This is a genomic window from Streptomyces sp. NBC_00012 (assembly GCF_045040875.1).
In the GTDB taxonomy this organism is placed as follows: domain Bacteria; phylum Actinomycetota; class Actinomycetes; order Streptomycetales; family Streptomycetaceae; genus Streptomyces.
Genome location: NZ_CP108309.1, coordinates 8,220,083 through 8,240,648 on the forward strand (window position 1 = coordinate 8,220,083; position 20,566 = coordinate 8,240,648).

Annotated in this window: 18 protein-coding genes; 9 read left to right on the forward strand and 9 right to left on the reverse strand. The window is 68.8% G+C overall.

Annotated elements, in window-relative coordinates:
- The first annotated feature begins 6 nt into the window (after nt 1-6).
- Both OHA19_RS37035 and OHA19_RS37040 read left to right on the forward strand, forming a co-directional pair.
- Nucleotides 7-180 (forward strand): CsbD family protein, encoded by a 174-nt coding sequence (locus tag OHA19_RS37035; RefSeq protein ID WP_405708853.1) that lies wholly within the window; start codon nt 7-9, stop codon nt 178-180.
- A 345-nt stretch (nt 181-525) separates the two neighbouring features.
- Nucleotides 526-1,524 carry an iron-containing redox enzyme family protein gene (locus tag OHA19_RS37040; protein ID WP_405708850.1) on the forward strand — a complete coding sequence of 333 codons (999 nt, stop codon included), beginning with the start codon at nt 526-528 and terminating at the stop codon, nt 1,522-1,524.
- Here OHA19_RS37040 and OHA19_RS37045 read toward each other — a convergent pair.
- From OHA19_RS37045 to OHA19_RS37060, 4 genes are all read right to left on the reverse strand, one after another.
- The gene (locus OHA19_RS37045) at nt 1,504-1,707 is read right to left on the reverse strand and encodes a CDGSH iron-sulfur domain-containing protein (RefSeq protein ID WP_405753372.1); all 204 of its coding nucleotides are present in this window, start codon (nt 1,705-1,707) and stop codon (nt 1,504-1,506) included. The two genes, OHA19_RS37040 and OHA19_RS37045, sit on opposite strands and share 21 nt — an antisense overlap.
- A gap of 37 nt (nt 1,708-1,744) precedes the next feature.
- Entirely contained in the window at nt 1,745-2,407 is a 663-nt protein-coding gene (locus OHA19_RS37050) for a HemK2/MTQ2 family protein methyltransferase (RefSeq protein WP_405708844.1), read from the reverse strand.
- 76 nt (nt 2,408-2,483) lie between these two features.
- Nucleotides 2,484-2,741: a DUF5133 domain-containing protein gene (locus OHA19_RS37055; RefSeq protein ID WP_405708841.1), complete on the reverse strand. Its 258-nt coding sequence runs from the start codon at nt 2,739-2,741 to the stop codon at nt 2,484-2,486.
- A 316-nt stretch (nt 2,742-3,057) separates the two neighbouring features.
- On the reverse strand, nt 3,058-3,231 hold the full coding sequence (locus tag OHA19_RS37060; protein WP_405708838.1) for a CsbD family protein: 174 nt from the start codon (nt 3,229-3,231) through the stop codon (nt 3,058-3,060).
- A gap of 1,292 nt (nt 3,232-4,523) precedes the next feature.
- On the opposite strand from OHA19_RS37060, the gene OHA19_RS37065 reads away from it, so the two are divergent.
- A complete protein-coding gene (locus OHA19_RS37065) occupies nt 4,524-5,324 on the forward strand; it encodes a VOC family protein (RefSeq protein WP_405708834.1) in 801 nt (266 codons plus the stop codon).
- The gene (locus tag OHA19_RS37070; RefSeq protein WP_405708831.1) at nt 5,317-5,892 is read left to right on the forward strand and encodes a DJ-1/PfpI/YhbO family deglycase/protease; all 576 of its coding nucleotides are present in this window, start codon (nt 5,317-5,319) and stop codon (nt 5,890-5,892) included. The genes OHA19_RS37065 and OHA19_RS37070 overlap by 8 nt, the downstream gene beginning before the upstream one ends.
- Nucleotides 5,893-6,388: 496 nt before the next feature.
- On the opposite strand, the gene OHA19_RS37075 is transcribed toward OHA19_RS37070, so the two are convergent.
- Entirely contained in the window at nt 6,389-7,513 is a 1,125-nt protein-coding gene (locus OHA19_RS37075) for a tyrosine-type recombinase/integrase (protein WP_405708828.1), read from the reverse strand.
- An 818-nt stretch (nt 7,514-8,331) separates the two neighbouring features.
- A complete protein-coding gene (locus OHA19_RS37080; RefSeq protein WP_405708825.1) occupies nt 8,332-9,261 on the reverse strand; it encodes an LLM class F420-dependent oxidoreductase in 930 nt (309 codons plus the stop codon).
- A gap of 307 nt (nt 9,262-9,568) precedes the next feature.
- Between OHA19_RS37080 and OHA19_RS37085 the strand changes: the two genes are divergently transcribed.
- The 4 genes from OHA19_RS37085 to OHA19_RS37100 all read left to right on the forward strand — a co-directional run bounded on the left by OHA19_RS37085 (nt 9,569) and on the right by OHA19_RS37100 (nt 15,851).
- Entirely contained in the window at nt 9,569-11,791 is a 2,223-nt protein-coding gene (locus tag OHA19_RS37085) for an NADP-dependent isocitrate dehydrogenase (RefSeq protein WP_405708821.1), read from the forward strand.
- A 464-nt stretch (nt 11,792-12,255) separates the two neighbouring features.
- The gene (gene ctaD / locus OHA19_RS37090; protein ID WP_405708818.1) at nt 12,256-13,986 is read left to right on the forward strand and encodes a cytochrome c oxidase subunit I; all 1,731 of its coding nucleotides are present in this window, start codon (nt 12,256-12,258) and stop codon (nt 13,984-13,986) included.
- A gap of 29 nt (nt 13,987-14,015) precedes the next feature.
- On the forward strand, nt 14,016-14,357 hold the full coding sequence (locus tag OHA19_RS37095) for a hypothetical protein (protein ID WP_405708815.1): 342 nt from the start codon (nt 14,016-14,018) through the stop codon (nt 14,355-14,357).
- Nucleotides 14,358-14,489: 132 nt separating this feature from the next.
- On the forward strand, nt 14,490-15,851 hold the full coding sequence (locus tag OHA19_RS37100) for an NAD(P)/FAD-dependent oxidoreductase (protein WP_405708812.1): 1,362 nt from the start codon (nt 14,490-14,492) through the stop codon (nt 15,849-15,851).
- 67 nt (nt 15,852-15,918) lie between these two features.
- Here the strand turns inward: OHA19_RS37100 and OHA19_RS37105 are convergent, their stop codons facing one another.
- Nucleotides 15,919-16,917: an aldo/keto reductase family protein gene (locus tag OHA19_RS37105; protein WP_405708810.1), complete on the reverse strand. Its 999-nt coding sequence runs from the start codon at nt 16,915-16,917 to the stop codon at nt 15,919-15,921.
- Nucleotides 16,918-16,971: 54 nt separating this feature from the next.
- Nucleotides 16,972-18,162, reverse strand: a complete 1,191-nt coding sequence (gene rho / locus OHA19_RS37110) for a transcription termination factor Rho (RefSeq protein ID WP_405753073.1) — start codon at nt 18,160-18,162, stop codon at nt 16,972-16,974.
- Nucleotides 18,163-18,558: 396 nt separating this feature from the next.
- Between rho and OHA19_RS37115 the strand changes: the two genes are divergently transcribed.
- On the forward strand, nt 18,559-19,440 hold the full coding sequence (locus tag OHA19_RS37115; protein WP_405708804.1) for a GNAT family N-acetyltransferase: 882 nt from the start codon (nt 18,559-18,561) through the stop codon (nt 19,438-19,440).
- A gap of 93 nt (nt 19,441-19,533) precedes the next feature.
- Here the strand turns inward: OHA19_RS37115 and meaB are convergent, their stop codons facing one another.
- On the reverse strand, nt 19,534-20,559 hold the full coding sequence (meaB, locus tag OHA19_RS37120) for a methylmalonyl Co-A mutase-associated GTPase MeaB (protein WP_405708801.1): 1,026 nt from the start codon (nt 20,557-20,559) through the stop codon (nt 19,534-19,536).
- Between the last annotated feature and the right edge of the window lie 7 nt (nt 20,560-20,566).

The window sequence follows — 20,566 nt, forward strand, 5'->3', positions numbered from 1 at the left end:
AAACAAATGGGCATCGGAAAGAAGTCCAAGAATATTGGCGAAATCGCGGAGGGAAAAACCAAGGAATCGGTCGGGCGGGCCGTGGGTAACGAAAGGCTGGAGGGAAAGGGGAGGGCCCAAAAAGTGAAGGGTAAAGTGAAGCAGGTCATCGAGAAGGGCAAGGACACCTTCAGGCACTGAGAGAAAGACACGCCGCACTGACCCGCTGCCACACTCAAGGGCGGGCCGGCGTTCAGCGGAGCAAGCGTCGGCCGGCTGCAATCGACGCAGCCGGCGGCGGGACAGTGCGCGCTCGGTGTACGAGGTGCTGAAGGAGAGCGTTTGTCTGCGCTCACTTCATCTATGTCCGGGTGGTGGTGTGCAACGGGCCGCTGAAACGAATGTGCCTGGAACATCTCCGCCACCACCGGCCGCCCGTTTCTCCAATCGCTGACGGGTATGGGCAATCATATGCCCGTCAGAGTCCCCGTTGTGGGCTGCTCCGAGTCCGCGAAGCTGGAGACCCGTCGCAAGCGATGGAGACAAATGTCAAGGAAGGGAAGCGCCGTGAGGCTCCCGGAAACCCGAGGCGAGGTGTCTGCCGCTCTGATCGAGGCGCTCGGCCGGGAACCGGGTCGGCGCAGCCTGCCCGACATACGCCTGGTAGCGGGTACCGACCCGTACGACGACGACCTCCAACTCGCCCTGTACCTCTGTTACGAGTTGCACTACCGCGGCTTCGACGGTGTGGACGGTGCCTGGGAGTGGGATCCGGAACTGCTCAAGGTGCGTGCCGCGTTGGAGCGGGAGTTCATGGCAGCTTTGCGTGCTGACGTGCCGGTGGCCGAGGACGTCGGCAGCGCGCTGGACGAACTCGTTCTGGAGCCGTCGGACCCCGACGGCGTGTCGTACTTCCTGCGGGACGAGGGCGAGCTGTGGCATCTGCGTGAGTACGCCGCCCACCGCTCGCTCTACCACCTCAAGGAGGCCGATCCGCACGTGTGGGTGATCCCGCGCCTGACGGGCCGGGCCAAGGCAGGAATGGCCGCTGTGGAGTACGACGAATTCGGAGCGGGACGGGCAGAACAGGTCCACTCGAAGCTGTTCGCCGATCTGATGGCGGACCTCAACCTGGACACCTCGTACGGGCGCTACCTCGACGCCGGCTCTCGGCAGATGCTCGCGACCGTCAATCTCATGTCACTCTTTGGACTCCACCGCTCACACCGTGGTGCGCTGGTCGGTCACTTCGCCTCAGTGGAGACCACATCGCCACCAGGGTCGCGGCGCCTCGCTCAGGCTTTGGAGCGGGCCGGTGCCGGGCCTGCGGCCATCCACTTCTACGCGGAGCATGTGGAGGCCGACGCCGTGCATGAGCAGCTCGTACGGCATGAGGTCGTCGCCGGTCTGCTCCAGGAGGAGCCGGATCTGGCACCGGACGTTGCCTTCGGTATCGCAGCCACGGGATGGTTGGAAGACCGGTTCGGGGAGCAGTTGCTCGGCGCATGGCGGGGCGGCGAGTCCTCAGTCTGTGTGCCGCTCTGAGGCCGGCGGTGGGGCTTTCGGCCTCTTCCGACCGCGGTGGCTCGTGTCGCACCAAGGGAAGATGAGGCTCCTCCGGCAGGTACACAGTGCGACGACAGGCCGGTCCGAGCGGGCAATGTGGCCGTCCTCCTGGAGCACTTCGACCGGCCCCTCCACGAGCATGGGTCCGCCCGGCTCCTGCATGACGCGCCGTGCGGCTGCCCGAGGTGCGGTCTCCGGTTCAGTGCGGTCGTTCTGCACGGATCACCACCAGTTCCTCTGTCTCCTGGCCGTGCTCGATCAGGCCCTGGGTCTCCAGCCAGCCGGCCCGTTCTCGCAGGACAGGCCCGAAGGGAACGAACCGGCGGTCGGTCACAGCCACGTCCAATCCGGCTTCAGCCAGCCGCGCCAGGGTCATCGCTGGGTTGCTCAGCACGGAGTGGACCGCGAGTAGCACACCTCCGGGGCGCAGCAGAGCGGGGCCCTTGGCGCAGAGCCGGTCGAGTACCGCCCGGCCGTCGATCCCCGCCTCCCAGGCCCGAGCAATACCGCGGCGCGGCACGCGGGCGTTCGCGGACGGTACGTACGGCGGGTTCGCCAGCACGAGGTCGAACCTCAGGCCGGTCGCAGGCTGCGTCAGATCCCCGCGGCTGGCCCGGATGGCCCGCGCGTGCCCCGACAGCAGTGCGTTCATTCGTGTCGTGAGCACCGCCGCGGCCGACGTGTCGATGGCGATCACGTGGGCAGCGCCGTGGTGGGCGGCGGCGATCGCCACGGCGCCGGTACCGGTACCCACGTCGAGTACCTCCGCTCCGGGTGACAGATGCTCGCGCCGCAGAGCGGATATCAGCATGGCTGTGTCTTCCTGTGGCACGTAGACACCCGGAGGCTGAAGGAGTTTCATTGTTGCGTCCGGCTCTCAGAGATCACGCAGGGTGGGCAGAAGGGTCTTCTCCGCCCAGCCGCTCGGGCCCGAGGACTCACGAGGCTGAATTTCCGCCCCGCGACCTCGCAACGGCGGCCGGCACCACCGATCGGGCCCACCCGAGGTAGAACTCGGCTTCGGAAATCGCATCGCGGGTGGTGCGCTGCCCCATGAGCACACACAAGGTGTATGCGACATCCGCAAGGCGTCGACAGCCCTTAGCCAGGTCGTGCGGCTCTGCCAGGAGGACAACCTCCCACGCGCGAAAGCGCCGCAGCAGCGAAACGACCATGGATTTGTCCGGAAGTAACATCGCGGCTCCTTAGGGCTGGGTGGCGGCCCACACAGGCTGGGCGACGACCCACGCGCGTAAGCGCCGACACCACTCGTAGCCCCGAGTCGAGACGGCGGCGCTTTCCTCAATGGGGGACATGATGAAAGCAGGGTGGCGCAATCAGCCTGAGCGACCCGGTGTTGCAATAGCCCGGGACCGCTGAACGTCAGCGAACTTTCACCGAACAACGAACCCTGACGCGTGGTGCCGGCCGCGCGGCCGGCACCACGCCGCGCCTTGAGAGCCGTGAAACCCGGATGCGGTCGCCCCGGGTGCCTGGCCCGCAATGCAGGTACTACCGTCCGGACTTCTTCAGCCGCTCAGTCACCTTTGCCGCGGTCTCCTGGGCCTTGCCTGCCAATTGCTCGCCGCGGCCCTCAGCCTGCATGTCCTTGTCGTCCGTGGCACTGCCGACGGTTTCCTTCAGCTTGCCCTTGACCTGCTTGGCCTTCGCCTTTGCCTTACCCATGACGATTCTGCCCTTCACTGTGGGGGATGACGTAATCCACCTTGCGTCGACCACTCCGAGGCCGCAATCGGTTAGGTGCCGCGCTCACGAGCAACTGGAAGGAAGAGCCGCAGGAGCGGCACTCTCCGATCAGTCGGGCGGCTCGGGGACCGGGCGGGAACCGGGATCCGGCGCCGGGGGCGGCTCCGCGTCTGGCTGGGGCTCGGGCTCGCTGGGGCCTGGCTCGCACGGCGGCTGCGGGTCGTGTGGCACCGGATCCGGCCGACTGGGGACTGGCCCGGGGCCCCCGGGAGAAGGTTCTGTGGTCATTGCTCTCGTCCCTTCTCGCGTCGGTGCTTCCCAACATCCCAGCGGACCCACCGCGAGTCGAGCGAGGTCGCCTCGGAAATGGTCCCTGGCAACGTGGCAGGGGCCTGGCTCCACAGTCGGCATCTCACACGGGGAAGTGACCGTCGGTACAGGAATTGGGCCGCTATCTGCAAAACGGACCGGGCCCGCGTATGACCGCGGTCCTCTCGCCCGCCGCGCGGCCGGGGGATGCACCGTGGCACCGGTGACGATCCTCGCTGCTCGTCCCTTCGTCCTGCGAGGTGGCGAGGACGTCCAAGTGCGGCAGCGAGAGGACGGCGTCGCGGGATCGCGTCACTTTGAAGTTGCCCATAAATGACTGCATGCGTCGGTCTTCGTCACGGGCGTCGAACGCGCCCTCTCCGACCATGCTTCCACCGTGCCCCGGAGTTCGCCCGGTGCGCGTGGCTGTGTCCACTCAAGCTGCCATGCGACGCACGTTCCGAGCATGCCTCCGACGAGGCCGCACGAGCTACCGGCTCCTCGGGTCGTCAGGCCAGGCCGGCCGCCCCAGCCCGATTGCTCTCGAAGCTCAAGGCGGGAGACGGCATCGGAGTAGGAGTGCCGGCCGCGTCCGGCCTCGACACGGAGTGCGCGCAGCGTTCTCTCCGAGGGGCTCTTATGCCTGCTCAGCGCATGGGTGGGGGAACAGCGCAGTGGCTTCCCGCTTCAGCTGCCGCTGTACGCTCGCCGCCGGAGGGCCAAACGTGCATGCTGACAAAGGGGTCGTGTCTGCCTCGTAAGGTGACGCCATGGTTTCCACGCCCAGCCGGCCCCGGTCACACAGACCACCGGCAGAGGTCACGGAACTGGCCGTATGCACTGTTGGTGCCCCTTGCTGGGTAAGCCTCGCCACGCCGGACCCCCGAGCCGCCGAAGACTTCTACGGCGCCGTACTCGGGTGGGAGGGGTTCCGGCGCACCTCCCTGGGCGAGGACTTCAGGATGGCGCTCTGGGCGGGCGTGCCCACCGCGAGCCTGGGATGCACAACGCCAGCCTTGCAGGTGGCCCTGGACTGGACACCCTACTTCTGCGTCACAAACGCCGACGAAGCCGCGGCCCGCATTGTGGAACGCACCGGCACTATCGCAGTGGGTCCGGTCCGCCTTCCCCTCGGTCGCGGGGTGCTGGCTGCCGACCGTGAGGGCGATCGTTTCGGAATCTGGGAAGGGCAGCTGATTGGCGACTGGGAGTCCTGGCGCGCACACCGGCCGTGGCGACTGGAACTGCGCGCGGGAGACATGTTCGAGGCCGCAATCTTCTACGGCGAGGTGCTCGAGTGGGCCTGCGCCCGGCACGGTTGCTGCGAGGTCCGCTACGAGCATGGCGGCGTCGCGCTACGGGACGTCGGAAGCGTGGCAGCCCGGATCGTACCGGCCGGTACGGTGCTGAGCGGCGAGCGGACGAGTCCGCGCTGGAACGTCTACTTCCCCGTACCGAATGCTGACGCGGCAGCCGAGGCGGCCTCCCAGCGCGGTGGCGGAACCATCGGCCGGGCCGTAGCGGGTGATCACCGCACGGCCCTGTTGCACGACCCGCACGGCGCTGTCTTCGGTGTCGAGTCTCCACGCGGCTCCGTGATCATCAGCGCGGCGTTTGGGCTCCGGCCTGGCGGAGGTTCCGATCGGTCCCCGCAGGCCGGGAGGCCTGGCGAGGCCGCATATAGCGCAAAGATTCGGGGAACCCACGACTCCAAACCACTCCCGGCGGACCGTTCCGACCCGAAAGGACCTGGGAATGTCTGACAACGACGTGAGCATGCGGAAGGTGCTGGCCATCGTCACGAACTACGGCGTCGAGCAGGACGAACTGCTGGTGCCCCTCGAACACCTGCGGGGCTGGGGCGCCGATGTGGACGTCGCTGCTGTGTCTGCTGACGACGTCCAGACCCTGGTCGGCGACAAAGTTCCCGGAAAAACCATCCGACCCGAACTCACTCTGAGCGACGTTGATCTGGCCGATTACGACCTCCTGCTCGTGCCGGGTGGCACATTGAACGCCGATGCACTGCGTCTGCAGAATTCGACGACGGAGATCGTGCGCTCTTTCACGTCGTCCGGGCGCCCCGTAGCGGCCATCTGCCACGGACCTTGGGCCTTGGTCGAGGCGGGTGTCACCGAAGGTAAGAGGCTCACCTCCTACCCCTCGCTGAGGACAGACATCGGCAATGCCGGTGGCGAATGGGCTGACGAGCCGGTCGTCAAGGATGACTCCTGCGGCTGGACCCTCATCACCTCGCGCAACCCAGGTGATCTGGAGCCGTTCCTCCAGGAGATCGATGCAGCGCTCGCCGTAAGCGCTGACTTAACGTGACCGGTCGTGCCGCTACGCGGCTTCCGGCCAAAAGACTTGCTCATGCCACAGCGCAGTACCCCGTAGCTGCTCTCCGCACCAAGCGCTACGACGCGAACGGCCAGGTCAGAAGCGGTACGGGCGGGGTGTGCTACCTCTACTGGCCGCTCGCAGAACTCTGCCGTCCACCAGCCCAACTACCAAGCCCCTGAGCCAAACTCATTCTGAAATGATCAGTTAGGGTCGGCCGCTGTTTCCCCATACCATCTGGCCGAAACGTCGGTGAGAGGTGAGGTCTTGTATGAGTCGCCGATTCCTTGGCATATCTGAAGCGGCCGAGTACTTGGATGTGTCTCAGCGCTGGATGTGCCGCGATTCGCGGAGGTACGGCATTCCGCGGTACTACGTCGGAGGGCTACTTGAATTCAAGGTCGAGGACCTTGATCGGTGGGCGCAGCAACAAAAGGTTTCGTGAAGCAGGGGCCGGGTGACAAACCCGGCCCCTGCTGTCTTCCCGTTAGAGTCCGGCCTCGAGGGCCTTGGCCGCACGCCCGATTGACGCTGGCATCAGGTGGCGGTAGATGCGGTACGTCAAGTTGATATTTGAGTGTCCCATCCACTCGGCTACGTCGGTGATGGGGATTCCCTTGGAAAGGCAGTTCGAGGCGAAGAAGTGGCGCAAGGTGTAGGGGTTCAGCTTCCGTGTGATGCCGGCCCGCTTCCTGGCTGCGCTCCATTGGTATTCGAGCGTCTTGTACGACCAGCAGGGGCTGCGCTGAGTACGCAGCAGGAAGCCGTTCTCATCCGCGCCGGCTTCGTGCGCGTACCTGAGGAGGGACTCCCGGACCGTCGCCGGCATGGGAACCTCGCGGAATTCGCCAGGCTTGCGGTGCTTGAGCGAGGCGCGCTGACGGGTTTTGCCCTCGATCTGCTCCGTGATGCGGTACACGTCGTCGGCGACCATTCCTTCGAGGTTGGCCGCGAACGCCTCACCGTTCCGGTGCCCGCACCCGGACATCAGGTCGATGATGACTACGAGAGCTTTGGACCCGACCTCTTTGAGGGCGTGGATCTCCTCCAGAGTGGGGATCGTGACTCGGTTGGGGATGTACTCAGGAGGGACAACGCCCCGGAAGGGGTCATCGCTGATCCCGCCCCTGCGATGGGCGTCCCGAAGGATCTTTTTGAGGGTGTCGAAGGTGTTCTGCTGGGTGGGTAGCCCGACCTTGCGTTCCTCCATCGACATGATGAAGTCATCGACGACAGTCGGCGAGAAACTGTTGATCCGGCGGGACTCAAGGGCCGGGAGTATCTGGCGGTCGAGTAGGTGCTTGACCGTGCGTATCGTGCCAGGCGCGAAGTGGCGCTGACGCGGCAGCCAGGTGTCTGCGTACTCCCCGAAGCGCTGGTTGCCCAGCGTGCGCTTCATCTCGGCCTGCTGCGCAGAAGTGCTGCGTTTCTCCCTGTAGATCTGTGTGAGGCGGTCGAGCGCGTTGTCCTGCGTCGGGTAGCCCGACTCTTCGCACTGTCGCCCCGCTCCGTTGCGGAACCGGATAGCGTAGGGGTGTGCGCATCCGCCCTGCCGTTTGCAGCTGCAGGTCTTGAAGAAACTGCCCATCCCACGGATGAGTTTGGTCGCCACGTGCACCGCTCCTGACTCATGCTGGGAGTTTGCTGACCAGCGGCCCCACAGCATGGCCCTGACCTGCGGCCGCGCCAAACTAGGGGACGTTGATCAGCATCTTCAGCGGTATCTCCTGGGAGTTGGGACGGCGTGGCGCCGAGCGGGGTTCACACAGCCCGGGAGGATCCGCCGCCTCGTCGGTCTCCGGGTGCACGACACCGGACGGCGGGCTCCGGCCGAGCTGTCGCCGGGTCGCCGCCGACTCTACTGATGGGGTATCACGTTGTGTCGGAGACAGCCGAACCGATGCCCGGCCGGGGGACGGGAGTCCGCTTGTTCGGCGGATCACCGGAGCCGGAGCCGGGACATCCACCGGCCCGTCCGCCCTCGGTGCGAGCCGTGTCAGCGACCCGGAGGGTACGGGGCGCGTGTCCGCGGCGCCGGGCGCTCCGGTTCGTCGTCGCCCAGGATCAGCAGCGGGTCGAACATCACGACGACTGCGGCGACTCAAGATCGGTTCCCGGAGCTCGCGGGGCTCCCGGGGGCAGGTGGCTGTCGGCCGGGCCACGGAGATGCCGTGCCGAATGGCCGTCCGGCGGTCCTGTCCCCTGGACACCGGCGGTGGTGCGGACTTCTTCCCGGGCGAGGCGGTCGGCGAGAAGCAGGATTTCTGCGACCGGAACGCGGCCGGCATCGCGGATTCGGCGGGAAAGTCGAAGCAGATCATTCCCGACGGAAGGCGATGGGAGGCGACGGGAGGCGAAGGTAAGCGGTGGAATGCGCACGCGCGGCCGGCCGGTGGGGCCGGCCCGCGCGGCCCCTCGCGTCGTTCCCGGTCAGACGCCTGCTGCCCGAGCCGCCTCGTACACCTCGGCGGCCACATCGATCAGCTCCGAGGCATCGCGCGTCGTCCCCTGAAGGTCCAGCAGGACCTCGGGAACCCCCGTCTCGGCATGGGCCACCAGGTCCTCGACGATCTGGGCCACATTGCCGTGGAAGGGGGTGCGGCCCGCACCGGCGACCGGTTCGGCGGTGTACCGGGCATTGGCGCGGGCGCAGACGCCGACCGGACGCTCCCGGCCTCGTTCGGCCGCCAGGTCCTGGACCCGCTTCCACTGCTCGGTCAGCTGCGCGGCGCCCATGGCCACGGGCATCCAGCCGTCGGCCCGGTCGACCAGGCGGCGGGTGGCCCGGGGGCTGTTCGCCGGCAGATAGACCGGGATGGGGCGCACCGGCTTCGGGCCGACCACGGACGGGGCGATGGTGGTCAGCGTGCCCTCGTACGAGACCGGGTCCGGGCCCCAGACGGCCGCGCACACGTCCAGCAGCTCGTCCAGCACCGCACCGCGCTTCTCGAAGGGGGCGACCGCGGCGGCGGCGTACTCGTCCAGGGACCAGCCGGTGCCGAGGCCCGCGATCACGCGGCCGCCGCTCGCCACATCGAGCGAGGCGAGTGAGCGGGCCAGCTGGAACGGTACGTGCAGCGGCGCGACCAGGACGCTGGTGCCCAGCCGGGCCCGGCTCGTCGCCCCGGCGGCCAGCGCGAGCGTGATCAGCGGGTCGGCGACGCTGCGGTACTGCTCGGGCCACGGCAGCCCCGGAACGCCGTACAGCCCCTGTGTGGCGGGCTCGGGGAAGATGATCCGCTCGAAGACCCACAGGCTCTCGTAGCCGGCCTCCTCCGCCGCGCGTGCCACGGCGGCCACGTCGCGGCCGATGTCGTACTGCTTCATCTGCGGAAGACCGAGGCCCAGCGAGACCGGCATGTGCGTACTCCTTCTGGTGAGCAGCGGGACAACCACCGTATGACACTTGTCCGTTGCTCGTGCGGCTCTCTTCGTGAAGTGCTCCCGGGGGCGGCCGCGGTCCGTGGGACCGGTGCGGTGTGTACGTGGCGACCGGGGCGTACGCCGAAGGGTGGCCGCCGGGCCGGGCCGGGGCGCATGTGCGGTGCGTGGCCGTGGCCGTGGCGACACAGTTCGGCACCGATGAACGCAGGGCCCCGTCGAGGCCGGGGCGATCACGAGATATCTTGATGTCAAGCAATGTTGCAGACGTGGAGCGGAGCACAGGGTGACTGACTCGACCATCATCTATACACACACCGACGAGGCCCCGGCCCTGGCGACGTATTCGTTCTTGCCCGTGATCCAGGCGTACGCCTCGACGGCCGGGGTCAATGTCGAGAGCCGTGACATCTCGCTGGCCGGACGCATCATCGCGAGCTTCCCCGAGCGTCTCCAGGAGGGCCAGCGCATCGACGACGCGCTCGCCGAGCTCGGTGAGCTGGCCAAGCGGCCCGAGGCCAACATCATCAAGCTTCCGAACATCTCGGCCTCGATCCCGCAGCTCAAGGCGGCCATCGCCGAGCTGCAGGCGCAGGGCTACGCGCTGCCGGACTACCCGGACGACCCGCAGACCGACGAGGACAAGGACGTCCGCGCGCGCTACGACAAGGTCAAGGGCAGCGCGGTGAACCCCGTGCTGCGCGAGGGCAACTCCGACCGCCGTGCCCCCGCCTCGGTCAAGAACTACGCCAAGGCGCACCCGCACCGCATGGGCAAGTGGACCGCCGACTCGAAGACGAACGTCGCCACCATGGGCGTCGACGACTTCCGCGCCACCGAGAAGTCCACGGTGATCGCCGAGGACGGTTCGCTGCGCATCGAGCTCGCGGGCGACGACGGCAGCACGACAGTGCTGCGCGAGTCGGTGCCGGTGCTCGCGGGCGAGGTGGTCGACGCTGCGGTCATGCGCGTCGCGGCCCTGCGTGAGTTCTTCACCGCGCAGGTCGCCCGCGCCAAGGCCGAGGACGTGCTGTTCTCCGTCCACCTCAAGGCCACCATGATGAAGGTCTCCGACCCGATCATCTTCGGCCACGTGGTCCGCGCCTTCTTCCCGAACACCTTCGCCAAGTACGGCGAGGTGCTCGTGGCCGCCGGCCTGTCCCCGAACGACGGTCTCGGCGCCATCCTCAAGGGCCTGGACTCGGTGCCGCACGTCGGCGCCGAGATCAAGGCGTCCTTCGAGGCCGAGCTCGCCGACGGCCCCGCGCTGGCCATGGTCGACTCGGACAAGGGCATCACCAACCTGCACGTGCCGAGCGACGTCATCGTCGACGCCTCCATGCCGGCCATGATCCGCACCTCCGGCCACATGTGGGGCCCGGACGGCCAGGAGGCCGACACCCTCGCGGTGCTGCCGGACAGCAGCTACGCGGGCGTCTACCAGGTCGTCATCGACGACTGCCGTGCCAACGGCGCCTTCGACCCGTCGACCATGGGCTCGGTGCCGAACGTCGGTCTGATGGCGCAGAAGGCCGAGGAGTACGGCAGCCACGACAAGACCTTCGAGATCCCCGCCACCGGCACGGTGCGGGTCGTCGACGGCAACGGCGACGTCGTGCTGGAGCAGGCCGTCGGCGCCGGCGACATCTTCCGCATGTGCCAGGCCAAGGACCTGCCGATCCAGGACTGGGTCAAGCTCGCCGTCACCCGCGCCCGCGCCACCGGCGTCCCGGCCGTGTTCTGGCTGGACGAGGACCGCGCCCACGACGCGCAGCTGATCACCAAGGTCAAGAAGTACCTCGCCGACCACGACACGGACGGCCTGCAGATCGAGATCATGTCGCCGGTCGAGGCGACCGCCTTCTCGCTGGAGCGCATCCGCCGCGGCGAGGACACCATCTCGGTCACCGGCAACGTGCTGCGCGACTACCTGACCGACCTGTTCCCGATCCTGGAGCTGGGCACGAGCGCGAAGATGCTCTCCGTCGTCCCGCTCATGAACGGCGGCGGTCTGTTCGAGACGGGCGCCGGCGGCTCCGCGCCCAAGCACGTCCAGCAGCTGGTCAAGGAGAACTACCTGCGCTGGGACAGCCTGGGCGAGTTCTTCGCGCTCGCGGCCAGCTTCGAGCACCTGGCGACGACCACGGGCAACGCGCGCGCCCAGATCCTCGCCGACACCCTCGACCGCGCGACCGGCACCTTCCTCAACGAGGACAAGTCGCCGAGCCGCAAGCTGGGCGGCATCGACAACCGCGGCAGCCACTTCTACCTGGCCCTGTACTGGGCCCAGGAGCTGGCGCAGCAGACCGACGACGCGCAGCTCGCGCAGGCGTTCGCCGCGCTCGCGAAGACGCTGGGCGAGCAGGAGCAGGCCATCGTCGACGAGCTGATCGCGGTGCAGGGCTCGCCGGTCGACATCGGTGGCTACTACCAGCCCGACCCGGCCAAGGCCTCCGCCGTCATGCGTCCGTCGCAGACCTTCGTCCAGGCCATCGCCTCCATCGGCTGACGGAGCACCTGACGGGAAACCCCGCGGAACGGGACGCGTCGCGGCGCCCCGCCCTCCCGCCCCGGCCGGCACCATGCCCGGCCGGGGCGGTTCCGTGTCCGGGCCCGGAAGCGCAGCGACAACCCGGCCGGGGCGGTTCAGCGTCCGGTCCTGGAGCGAGAACCCGGCCGGGGTGTCGACCGGATCACCCGTAACGACCCCCGACAGCAAAGGAGTTCGGCCCGCGAGCACCGAACCCGAGGCGGGCCGGCGGCACGGTACCCACCCCCGGCCCGTGGGCGCCCTGACGGGTGAATGTCGTACGACGGCGGGCGGCGGGCCACGCATAGCGGCCCCGCTGCTGATTTGCTGCTCCTGGAATCTGGCGTGACGCGCGCAGACCGGTCTGCCGGCTGTCCCGGTGGAAACGGCTCCCCTGCCGGGTGCTCGGTCCACCCGCGAACGACAATCGAAGGAGCGTCCCAGTGACGACGACGGGCACAACAGGGGCAGCCGACGCGGAGGAGGCGTACGCGAACGAGCTTCCGGTGCACGCCAGGGAACCGGGAAACGTCGTCATCAAATGGCTGACCACCACCGATCACAAGACGATCGGCACGCTCTACCTCGTCACCTCATTCGCCTTCTTCGTCGTCGGCGGTGTACTGGCCCTGGTCATGCGCGCCGAACTGGCGCGTCCGGGGATGCAGATCGTCTCGCCCGAACAGTTCAACCAGGCGTTCACGATCCACGGCACGATCATGCTGCTGATGTTCGCGACGCCGCTGTTCGCCGGATTCACCAACTGGATCATGCCGTTGCAGATCGGCGCGCCCGACGTGGCGTTCCCGCGGCTTAACATGTTCGCCTACTGGCTGTACCTCTTCGGCTCGGTCATCGTCGTGGCCGGCTTCGTCACCCCGAACGGGGCGGCGGACTTCGGCTGGTTCGCCTACTCCCCGCTGACCGACGCGGTCCGCTCGCCCGGCATCGGCAGCGACATGTGGATCATGGGTCTGGCCTTCTCCGGCTTCGGCACGATCCTCGGTTCGGTCAACTTCATCACCACGATCATCTGCCTGCGCGCGCCCGGCATGACGATGTTCCGCATGCCGATCTTCGTCTGGAACGTCCTGCTGACCGGTGTGCTGGTCCTGCTGGCCTTCCCCGTGCTCGCGGCGGCCCTCCTGGTGCTGGAGGCGGACCGGAAGTTCGGTGCGCACGTCTTCGACCCGGCCAACGGAGGAGCACTGCTCTGGCAGCACCTCTTCTGGTTCTTCGGTCATCCGGAGGTGTACATCATCGCCCTGCCGTTCTTCGGCATCGTCAGTGAGATCATCCCGGTCTTCAGCCGGAAACCGATCTTCGGTTACATCGGCCTGATCAGCGCGACGATCGCCATCGCGGGTCTCTCCGCGACCGTATGGGCGCACCACATGTACGTGACGGGCGGCGTGCTGCTGCCGTTCTTCTCGTTCATGACCTTCCTCATCGCGGTACCGACCGGTGTGAAGTTCTTCAACTGGATCGGCACGATGTGGCACGGGTCGCTGTCCTTCGAGACACCGATGCTCTGGTCGATCGGCTTCCTGGTCACCTTCCTGTTCGGTGGTCTGACCGGGGTGATCCTCGCGTCGCCCCCGATGGACTTCCACGTCTCGGACTCGTACTTCGTCGTCGCGCACTTCCACTACGTCGTCTTCGGCACCGTGGTCTTCGCGATGTTCGCCGGATTCCACTTCTGGTGGCCCAAGTTCACCGGCAAGATGCTGGACGAGCGGCTCGGCAAGATCACGTTCTGGACGCTGTTCACGGGCTTCCACGGCACGTTCCTGGTGCAGCACTGGCTGGGCGCGGAAGGCATGCCGCGTCGTTACGCGGACTACCTCGCCGCGGACGGCTTCACCGCGCTGAACACGATCTCGTCGATCTCCTCGTTCCTGCTCGGCCTGTCGATGCTGCCGTTCTTCTACAACGTGTGGAAGACCGCCAAGTACGGCAGGAACGTCGGGGTCGACGACCCGTGGGGCTACGGCCGTTCGCTGGAGTGGGCGACCTCCTGCCCGCCGCCGCGGCACAACTTCCTCACCCTGCCCCGGATCCGTTCCGAATCCCCGGCCTTCGACCTGCACCACCCCTCGGTCCGCGTGTTCGACGAGGCCCTCAACCGTCCGGAAACGGAACTGCCCCGGACACCGGGGGACGAACGGGCCTGAGCGCGACGGCCCGGCGGGAGGAGGAGCGAGTGGACCCCGACAAGGACAGCGCCCGCGGTCTGGCGCAGCTGCAGGGCTACCTGCTGTGGAGTGCCGAGGTCGAGGAGGCCCGCCGCCGGGCGGGCTGCTTCACCGACGAGCTGCCCTGGCTCACCACGGCCCAGCGCGAGGACGTCGAACGCGTCTACACCGCCGACCGGCTCGCCGCATCACGGGCGACGCTCTCCCGCATCTCCACCCGCGCCACCGCCCTGCGCGGCGAGTACGAGGCGCGCTACCGCAGGCTCAGGGCACGCTGCGTGGCCGCCGGCGCAGTGGCCGTCTGCGCCGTCGGAGGCACCTGCACCGCGGTCACCCTGCTCACCCGCTGACCGGACGCGTCGTCCGTTCCGCCGCCCTCAGCAGGCGAACTCGTCCCGGGCTCGTAAGGATGAGGGTGGACGGGCGCGTGCGACGTGGCAGGCGAACGGATGAACGTACAGGCCCGAGAAGGGACGAAAACCGTGGCACGACCCAGGATCCTCGTTGTCGGCGCCGGATTCGCCGGAGTGGAGTGCGTCCGCCGTCTGGAGCGCGGGCTCATCCCCGGTGAGGCGGAGATCGCGCTCGTCGCCCCGTTCTCGTACCAGCTCTACCTCCCCCTGCTGCCACAGGTGGCGTCGGGAGTGCTCACCCCGCAGTCGGTCGCCATCTCGCTGCGCCGCAGCCGCAAGCACCGCACCCGGATCATTCCGGGCGGGGCCATCGGCGTGGACCCCAAGGCGAAGATCTGTGTCATCCGCAAGATCACCGACGAGATCGTCGACGAGCCCTACGACTACCTCGTGCTCAGCGCCGGGAGCGTCACCCGGACCTTCGACATCCCCGGCCTGCTGGACAACGCCCGGGGCATGAAGACGCTGGCCGAGGCCGCCTACGTACGGGACCACGTGATCTCCCAGCTCGACCTCGCGGACGCCAGTCACGACGAGAACGAACGGGCCTCGCGCCTCCAGTTCGTGGTGGTCGGCGGTGGATACGCGGGCACCGAGACCGCGGCCTGCCTGCAACGACTCACCACCAACGCGGTCCGGCGCTACCCGCGGCTCGACCCGAAGCTGATCAAATGGCACCTCATCGACATCGCCCCGAAGCTGATGCCCGAGCTGGGGGACAAGCTGGGACGTAGCGCCCTTCAGGTGCTGCGCGCACGCGGCATCGAGGTGTCGCTCGGCGTCTCGATCGCCGAGGCCGCCCCGGAGAAGGTCACCTTCACCGACGGCCGGGTGCTGCCCTGCCGGACCCTGATCTGGACGGCGGGCGTCGCCGCCAGCCCACTGGTCAGCACGTTCGACGCGGAGACGGTACGCGGCCGGCTGGCCGTCACCCCCGAGATGGTTCTGCCGGGTTTCGACGGCGTCTTCGCCCTCGGCGACTGCGCGGCCGTCCCGGACCTGAGCAAGGGCGACGGAGCGGTCTGCCCGCCCACCGCACAGCACGCCATGCGCCAGGGCCGCAGACTCGCCGACAACCTCATCGCGACACTCCGGAACCAGCCGCTGAAGCCGTACGTCCACAAGGACCTCGGTCTCGTCGTGGACCTCGGCGGCAAGGACGCGGTCTCCAAGCCGCTCGGCATCGAGCTGCACGGGGTTCCCGCGCAGGCCGTCGCCCGCGGTTACCACTGGTCGGCGCTGCGCACCAATGTCGCCAAGGCGCGGGTCGCGACCAACTGGCTCCTCAACGCCGTCGCGGGCGACGACTTCGTACGCACCGGCTTCCTGTCCCGGCAACCGGCGAAGCTGCGCGACTTCGAGCACACGGACGCCTACCTCACACCGGAACAGGTCCGCGAGCACACCGCCTCGCTGCACACCGGCACCTGATCCCGCAGCGGACGGCACCGGCCCGCCACGTGGCGAAATTCCAGGGCCGGGGCCGTCCGGGGCCGGGTCAGTCGTTGCCCGCGTGCCCGGCCGTCAGCCCGGGATCCCGCGCGACCACCGGGTCCAGGATGTCGTCGATCCCCTTCAGCAGTTCCGCGTCGAGCGTCACGCCGGCCGCCGCGGCGTTCTCCGCCACCTGCTCCGGCCGGGAGGCACCGATGATCGCGGCCGAGACATTGGAGTTCTGCAGTACCCATGCGACCGCGAGCTGGGCCAGGCTGAGCCCGGCGCCGTCGGCGAGCGGCCGCAGCCGCTGGACGCGCTCCAGCACGTCGTCGCGCAGCCAGTCGGCGATCATGTTCGCGCCGCCCTTGTCGTCGGTGGCCCGCGAACCCGCCGGGAGCGGCGCACCGGGCTTGTACTTGCCCGTGAGCGCACCCTGAGCGATCGGTGACCAGACGATCTGGCCGATGCCCAGCTCCTCGGAGGCCGGCACCACATCGCTCTCGATGACCCGCCACAGCGCCGAGTACTGCGGCTGGTTGGAGATCAGCGGCACCCGCAGCTCGCGGGCCAGTCCGTGCGCGGCGCGGAGCTGGTCGGCCGTCCATTCCGAGACGCCGATATAGAGGGCCTTGCCGGAGCGGACGACGTCGGCGAACGCCTCCATCGTCTCCTCCAGCGGGGTCGAGTGGTCGTAGCGGTGGGCCTGGTACAGGTCCACGTAATCGGTCTGCAGACGGCGCAGCGAGTTGTCGATGGACTCCATGATGTGCTTGCGGCCGAGCCCCCGGTCGTTGTGTCCGGGGCCGGTCGGGAAGTAGACCTTGGTGAACACCTCCAGGCCCTCACGGCGTTCGCCCCTGAGCGCCCGGCCCAGGACGGCTTCGGCCCGGGTCTCGGCGTAGACGTCCGCGGTGTCGAAGGTGGTGATTCCGGCGTCCAGGGCGGCGCGGATGCAGGCGACCGCCGCGTCCTCCGCCACCTGGGAACCGTGGGTGAGCCAGTTTCCGTAAGCGATCTCACTGATGGTCAGGCCGCTGCGGCCGAGTCGGCGGAACTCCATGTGGCTGCTCTCCCTGTGCTCGTGAGGCGCGGATCATGCGATCGCCGGGCCATGCTATGCGTCCGCGCCGCTGCCGTCCGGACAGGTTCGGGCAGCCGGGACGGTGCCGTGGACGGCACGGAGGAACGCCGCGTTGTCCGGGGTGCGGCGGAGCCGGTCCAGCAGTGTTTCGAGGGCGGTCTGCGGGTCCCTGGCGCCCAGTGCGCGCCGCAGTCCCCGTACCACCCGCAACTCGCCTGCCGGTACGAGGAGTTCCTCGCGCCGGGTGCCGGACGACGGGATGCTCACGGCCGGGTGGACGCGCCTCTCCGCGAGTGCGCGGTCGAGTCGGAGCTCCATGTTGCCGGTGCTCTTCAGCTCCTCGAAGAAGTAGTCGTCGGCACGGGAGCCGGTCTCCACCAGCGCGGTGGCCAGAATGGTGAGGGAGCCGCCCTCCTCGGTGAGCCGTGCGGCACCGAAGAGCTGCTTGGGGCCGAGCAGGGCGGCGGCGTCGACGCCGCCGCTGAGCGTGCGTCCGCCCGTGGCGGAGGCGTTGTTGTGGGCGCGGCACAGACGAGTGAGGGAGTCGAGCAGGATGACGACGTCCTGGCCCTGCTCGACCAGGCGCTTGGCACGTTCCACCGCGAGTTCGGCGAGTGCGATGTGGTCTTTCGCGGGCCGGTCGAAGGTCGAGGCGAGCACCTCGCCCCGGACGGACCGGCGCATGTCGGTGACCTCTTCGGGGCGTTCGTCGACCAGCACCACCATCAGGTGACACTCGGGGTGGTTGGCGGCGACGGCCGCGGCGACCTGCTGGAGCAGCACCGTCTTGCCGGTCCTGGGCGGCGCGACGACGAGCCCGCGCTGCCCCTTGCCGATCGGTGCGACCAGGTCGACGAGACGCATCGCGGCGCCGCCGGACGGTGTCTCCAGCCGCAGCCTCTGCCGGGGGTGGAGCGGGGTGAGGTCGCGGAAGTGGGGTCGGCCGCGGAGCTCCTGCGGGGAGCGGCCGTTGACCCGTTCCACGGTGGACAGGGTGCCTGGCCGGTCGCAGAGCCCCGCGACGGCATCGCCCCGGCGCAGGCCGTGCCGGCGGATCAGTGCGGCGGGCACGGCCACGTCACCGGGGGAGGGGAGGCCGTCGCGTACGCGCAGCGCGCCGTTCCCCTGGTGTGTGAGGTCGAGGACGCCGGCGGCCGCGGTGGTGTGCGTGGCATCGGTGGTCAACTGCCGTTGGTACGGCGGAAGTTCGAGAGTGCTGGTCATGGAGAGGGGGTCCTTTCGCGGACATGGCGAACGAAGGGGCCGGACGGCACGGGGCGGAAGGGAACACGCCCCCGACGACGGGCGGGAAAGCCCGTACGGAGAAAACCCGGTCCGGACTGGATGAGGTGATGCGGAGAGCTGGATCGCCGGTCGGAGAAGGACGGGCGTGGCAGCTTCGCGGAGATGGATCGGCACCGGGCCTCGAAGCGAGGCGGACACCGATACCACGAACACCGTAGCACGGCGCTGCGGGAAGAGGGCCGCGCCCAAGAGATGACAGGACCGTGCCGGGTTCCGAAATCCGGTTGCCGAGGCTTTCGCGGAGTGATGTGGTTCTCCGGGCCACCCGCCCGGAGAACCCGTCCCGACCGGCGCCCTGGGCGCGGAGGAATCACTTTGTCGATACGAATCACCGCACTGGCCGACCCCGGCAAGTCCGCCGGGAGCCACCGGCTGGCCTGGCTGGCCTCCGGCCCCGAGGGCAGCCCCGTCGGCTCGGCGTTCCTGCGCGTGTTCACCCGCGAGGGCCAGGACCACCTCGCCGAACTGGAACTCCACGTGCACCCCGCGGAGCGCCGCAACGGCGTCGGCTCACGGCTGTTCGACGCCGCGGTCGCGGCCGCCCGCGACGAGGACCGGCGCAGCGTCATCGCGCAGGCCGAGGCAGGATCGGCGGGAGATCACTTCCTGCGGGCCAAGGGACTGCGCAAGGTCCTCAGCCTGACGTACGTACGGCTCCCGCTGGCGAAGGCCGACACCGAGGCCCTGCACCGGACCGTCGGCCGGCCGCACCCGGGCTACCGGCTGATCTCCTGGGAAGGCACCGTCCCGGACGAGCTCGCGCCGACGTTCGCCGCCTCCCGCCGGGCCATGGACGACATGCCCATGGACGACACCGACTTCGGGACGGTCGTCTGGGACGTGGACCGGGTCCGGTCCGCGGCGGCCGCGGTCGCGGACCGCGGCGACCTCCTCCACACCGTCGCGGCGGTCGACGAGTCCGACTCCACGATCGTGGGCTTCACGGAACTGGTCGTCCCGGGCGACGGAAGGGGCGACGGCCAGCACTACGGCACCGGAGTCCTTCCCGAGCACCGGGGGCACGGCCTCGGCACATGGATGAAGGCGCGGTCCATCCTCCGGGCCCGCGAAAGCCACCCGGGCCTGGAAGGGCTGCTGACGGACACCGCCGACAGCAACACGCACATGCGGCGCATCAACGACGCGCTCGGCTACGAGCCGACACACGGCTCGGTCGAGTACCAGCTCGATCTGTAGCCCCTGTCCGGCGGATCAGGGTCTAGCGGCTTCGGGCGCCCGGCGGCCCGGGGGTCCCGGGCCGCCGGACGGAGACACCCGCTGCCCGGACCGTCAGGCCACCGGGTCACCGGCCTCCGCAGCCGCAGCCGCTGCCGCGCCCCGGAACACGGAAAGGATCTGCTCGGCCGCCAGCGTGGCCGTCAACTCCCCGTCCCGCACCCGCTGTTCCAGCCCCGGCGTGAGGGCGCGCACCTCCGGATGGCCGCGCAGACTCTCCAGCAGCTCGTCCCGCACCATCGTCCACGTCCAGTCGACCTGCTGGTCACGCCGCTTCGCGGCGAGCCGCCCGGTCGACTCCAGCAGCGCGCGGTGCTGCTCCAGCCGCTCCCACAGGGTGTCGAGACCGGCCGACTCACGGGCGCTGCACGTGAGGACCGGCGGTGTCCACGCCGCGTCCACCGGGTGCATCAGCCGCAGCGCACCCGCCAGTTCACGCGCGGCCGCGCGGGCGTCACGCTCGTGCGGGCCGTCCGCCTTGTTGACCGCGATCGCGTCCGCCAGCTCCAGCACACCCTTCTTGATGCCCTGGAGCTGATCGCCGGTCCGTGCCAGCGTCAGCAGCAGGAACGTGTCGACCATATTGGCCACCGCCGTCTCCGACTGCCCGACGCCGACCGTCTCCACCAGCACCACGTCGTACCCCGCGGCCTCCATCACCACGATGGACTCCCGGGTCGCCTTGGCCACCCCGCCGAGGGTCCCGGCGGTGGGGGACGGGCGCACGAACGCCGCCGGGTCCACCGCGAGCCGCTCCATCCGGGTCTTGTCGCCCAGGATGGAACCGCCCGTACGGCTGGAGGAGGGGTCGACGGCCAGCACCGCGACCCGGTGTCCCAGCCCGGTGAGCATCGTGCCCAGCGCGTCGATGAAGGTGGACTTCCCGACCCCGGGCACGCCGCTGATGCCGATCCGCCGGGCGGCGCCGGAGTGCGGCAGCAGCTCGCGCAGCAACCGCTGGGCCAGCGCCCGGTGATCGGCGCGGGTGGACTCGACGAGAGTGATGGCGCGCGCGATGTGCGCCCGCTTCCCGTCGAGCACCCCCTTCACATAGCTGTCGATGTCGATCCTGGGAGCCATCGGGTCA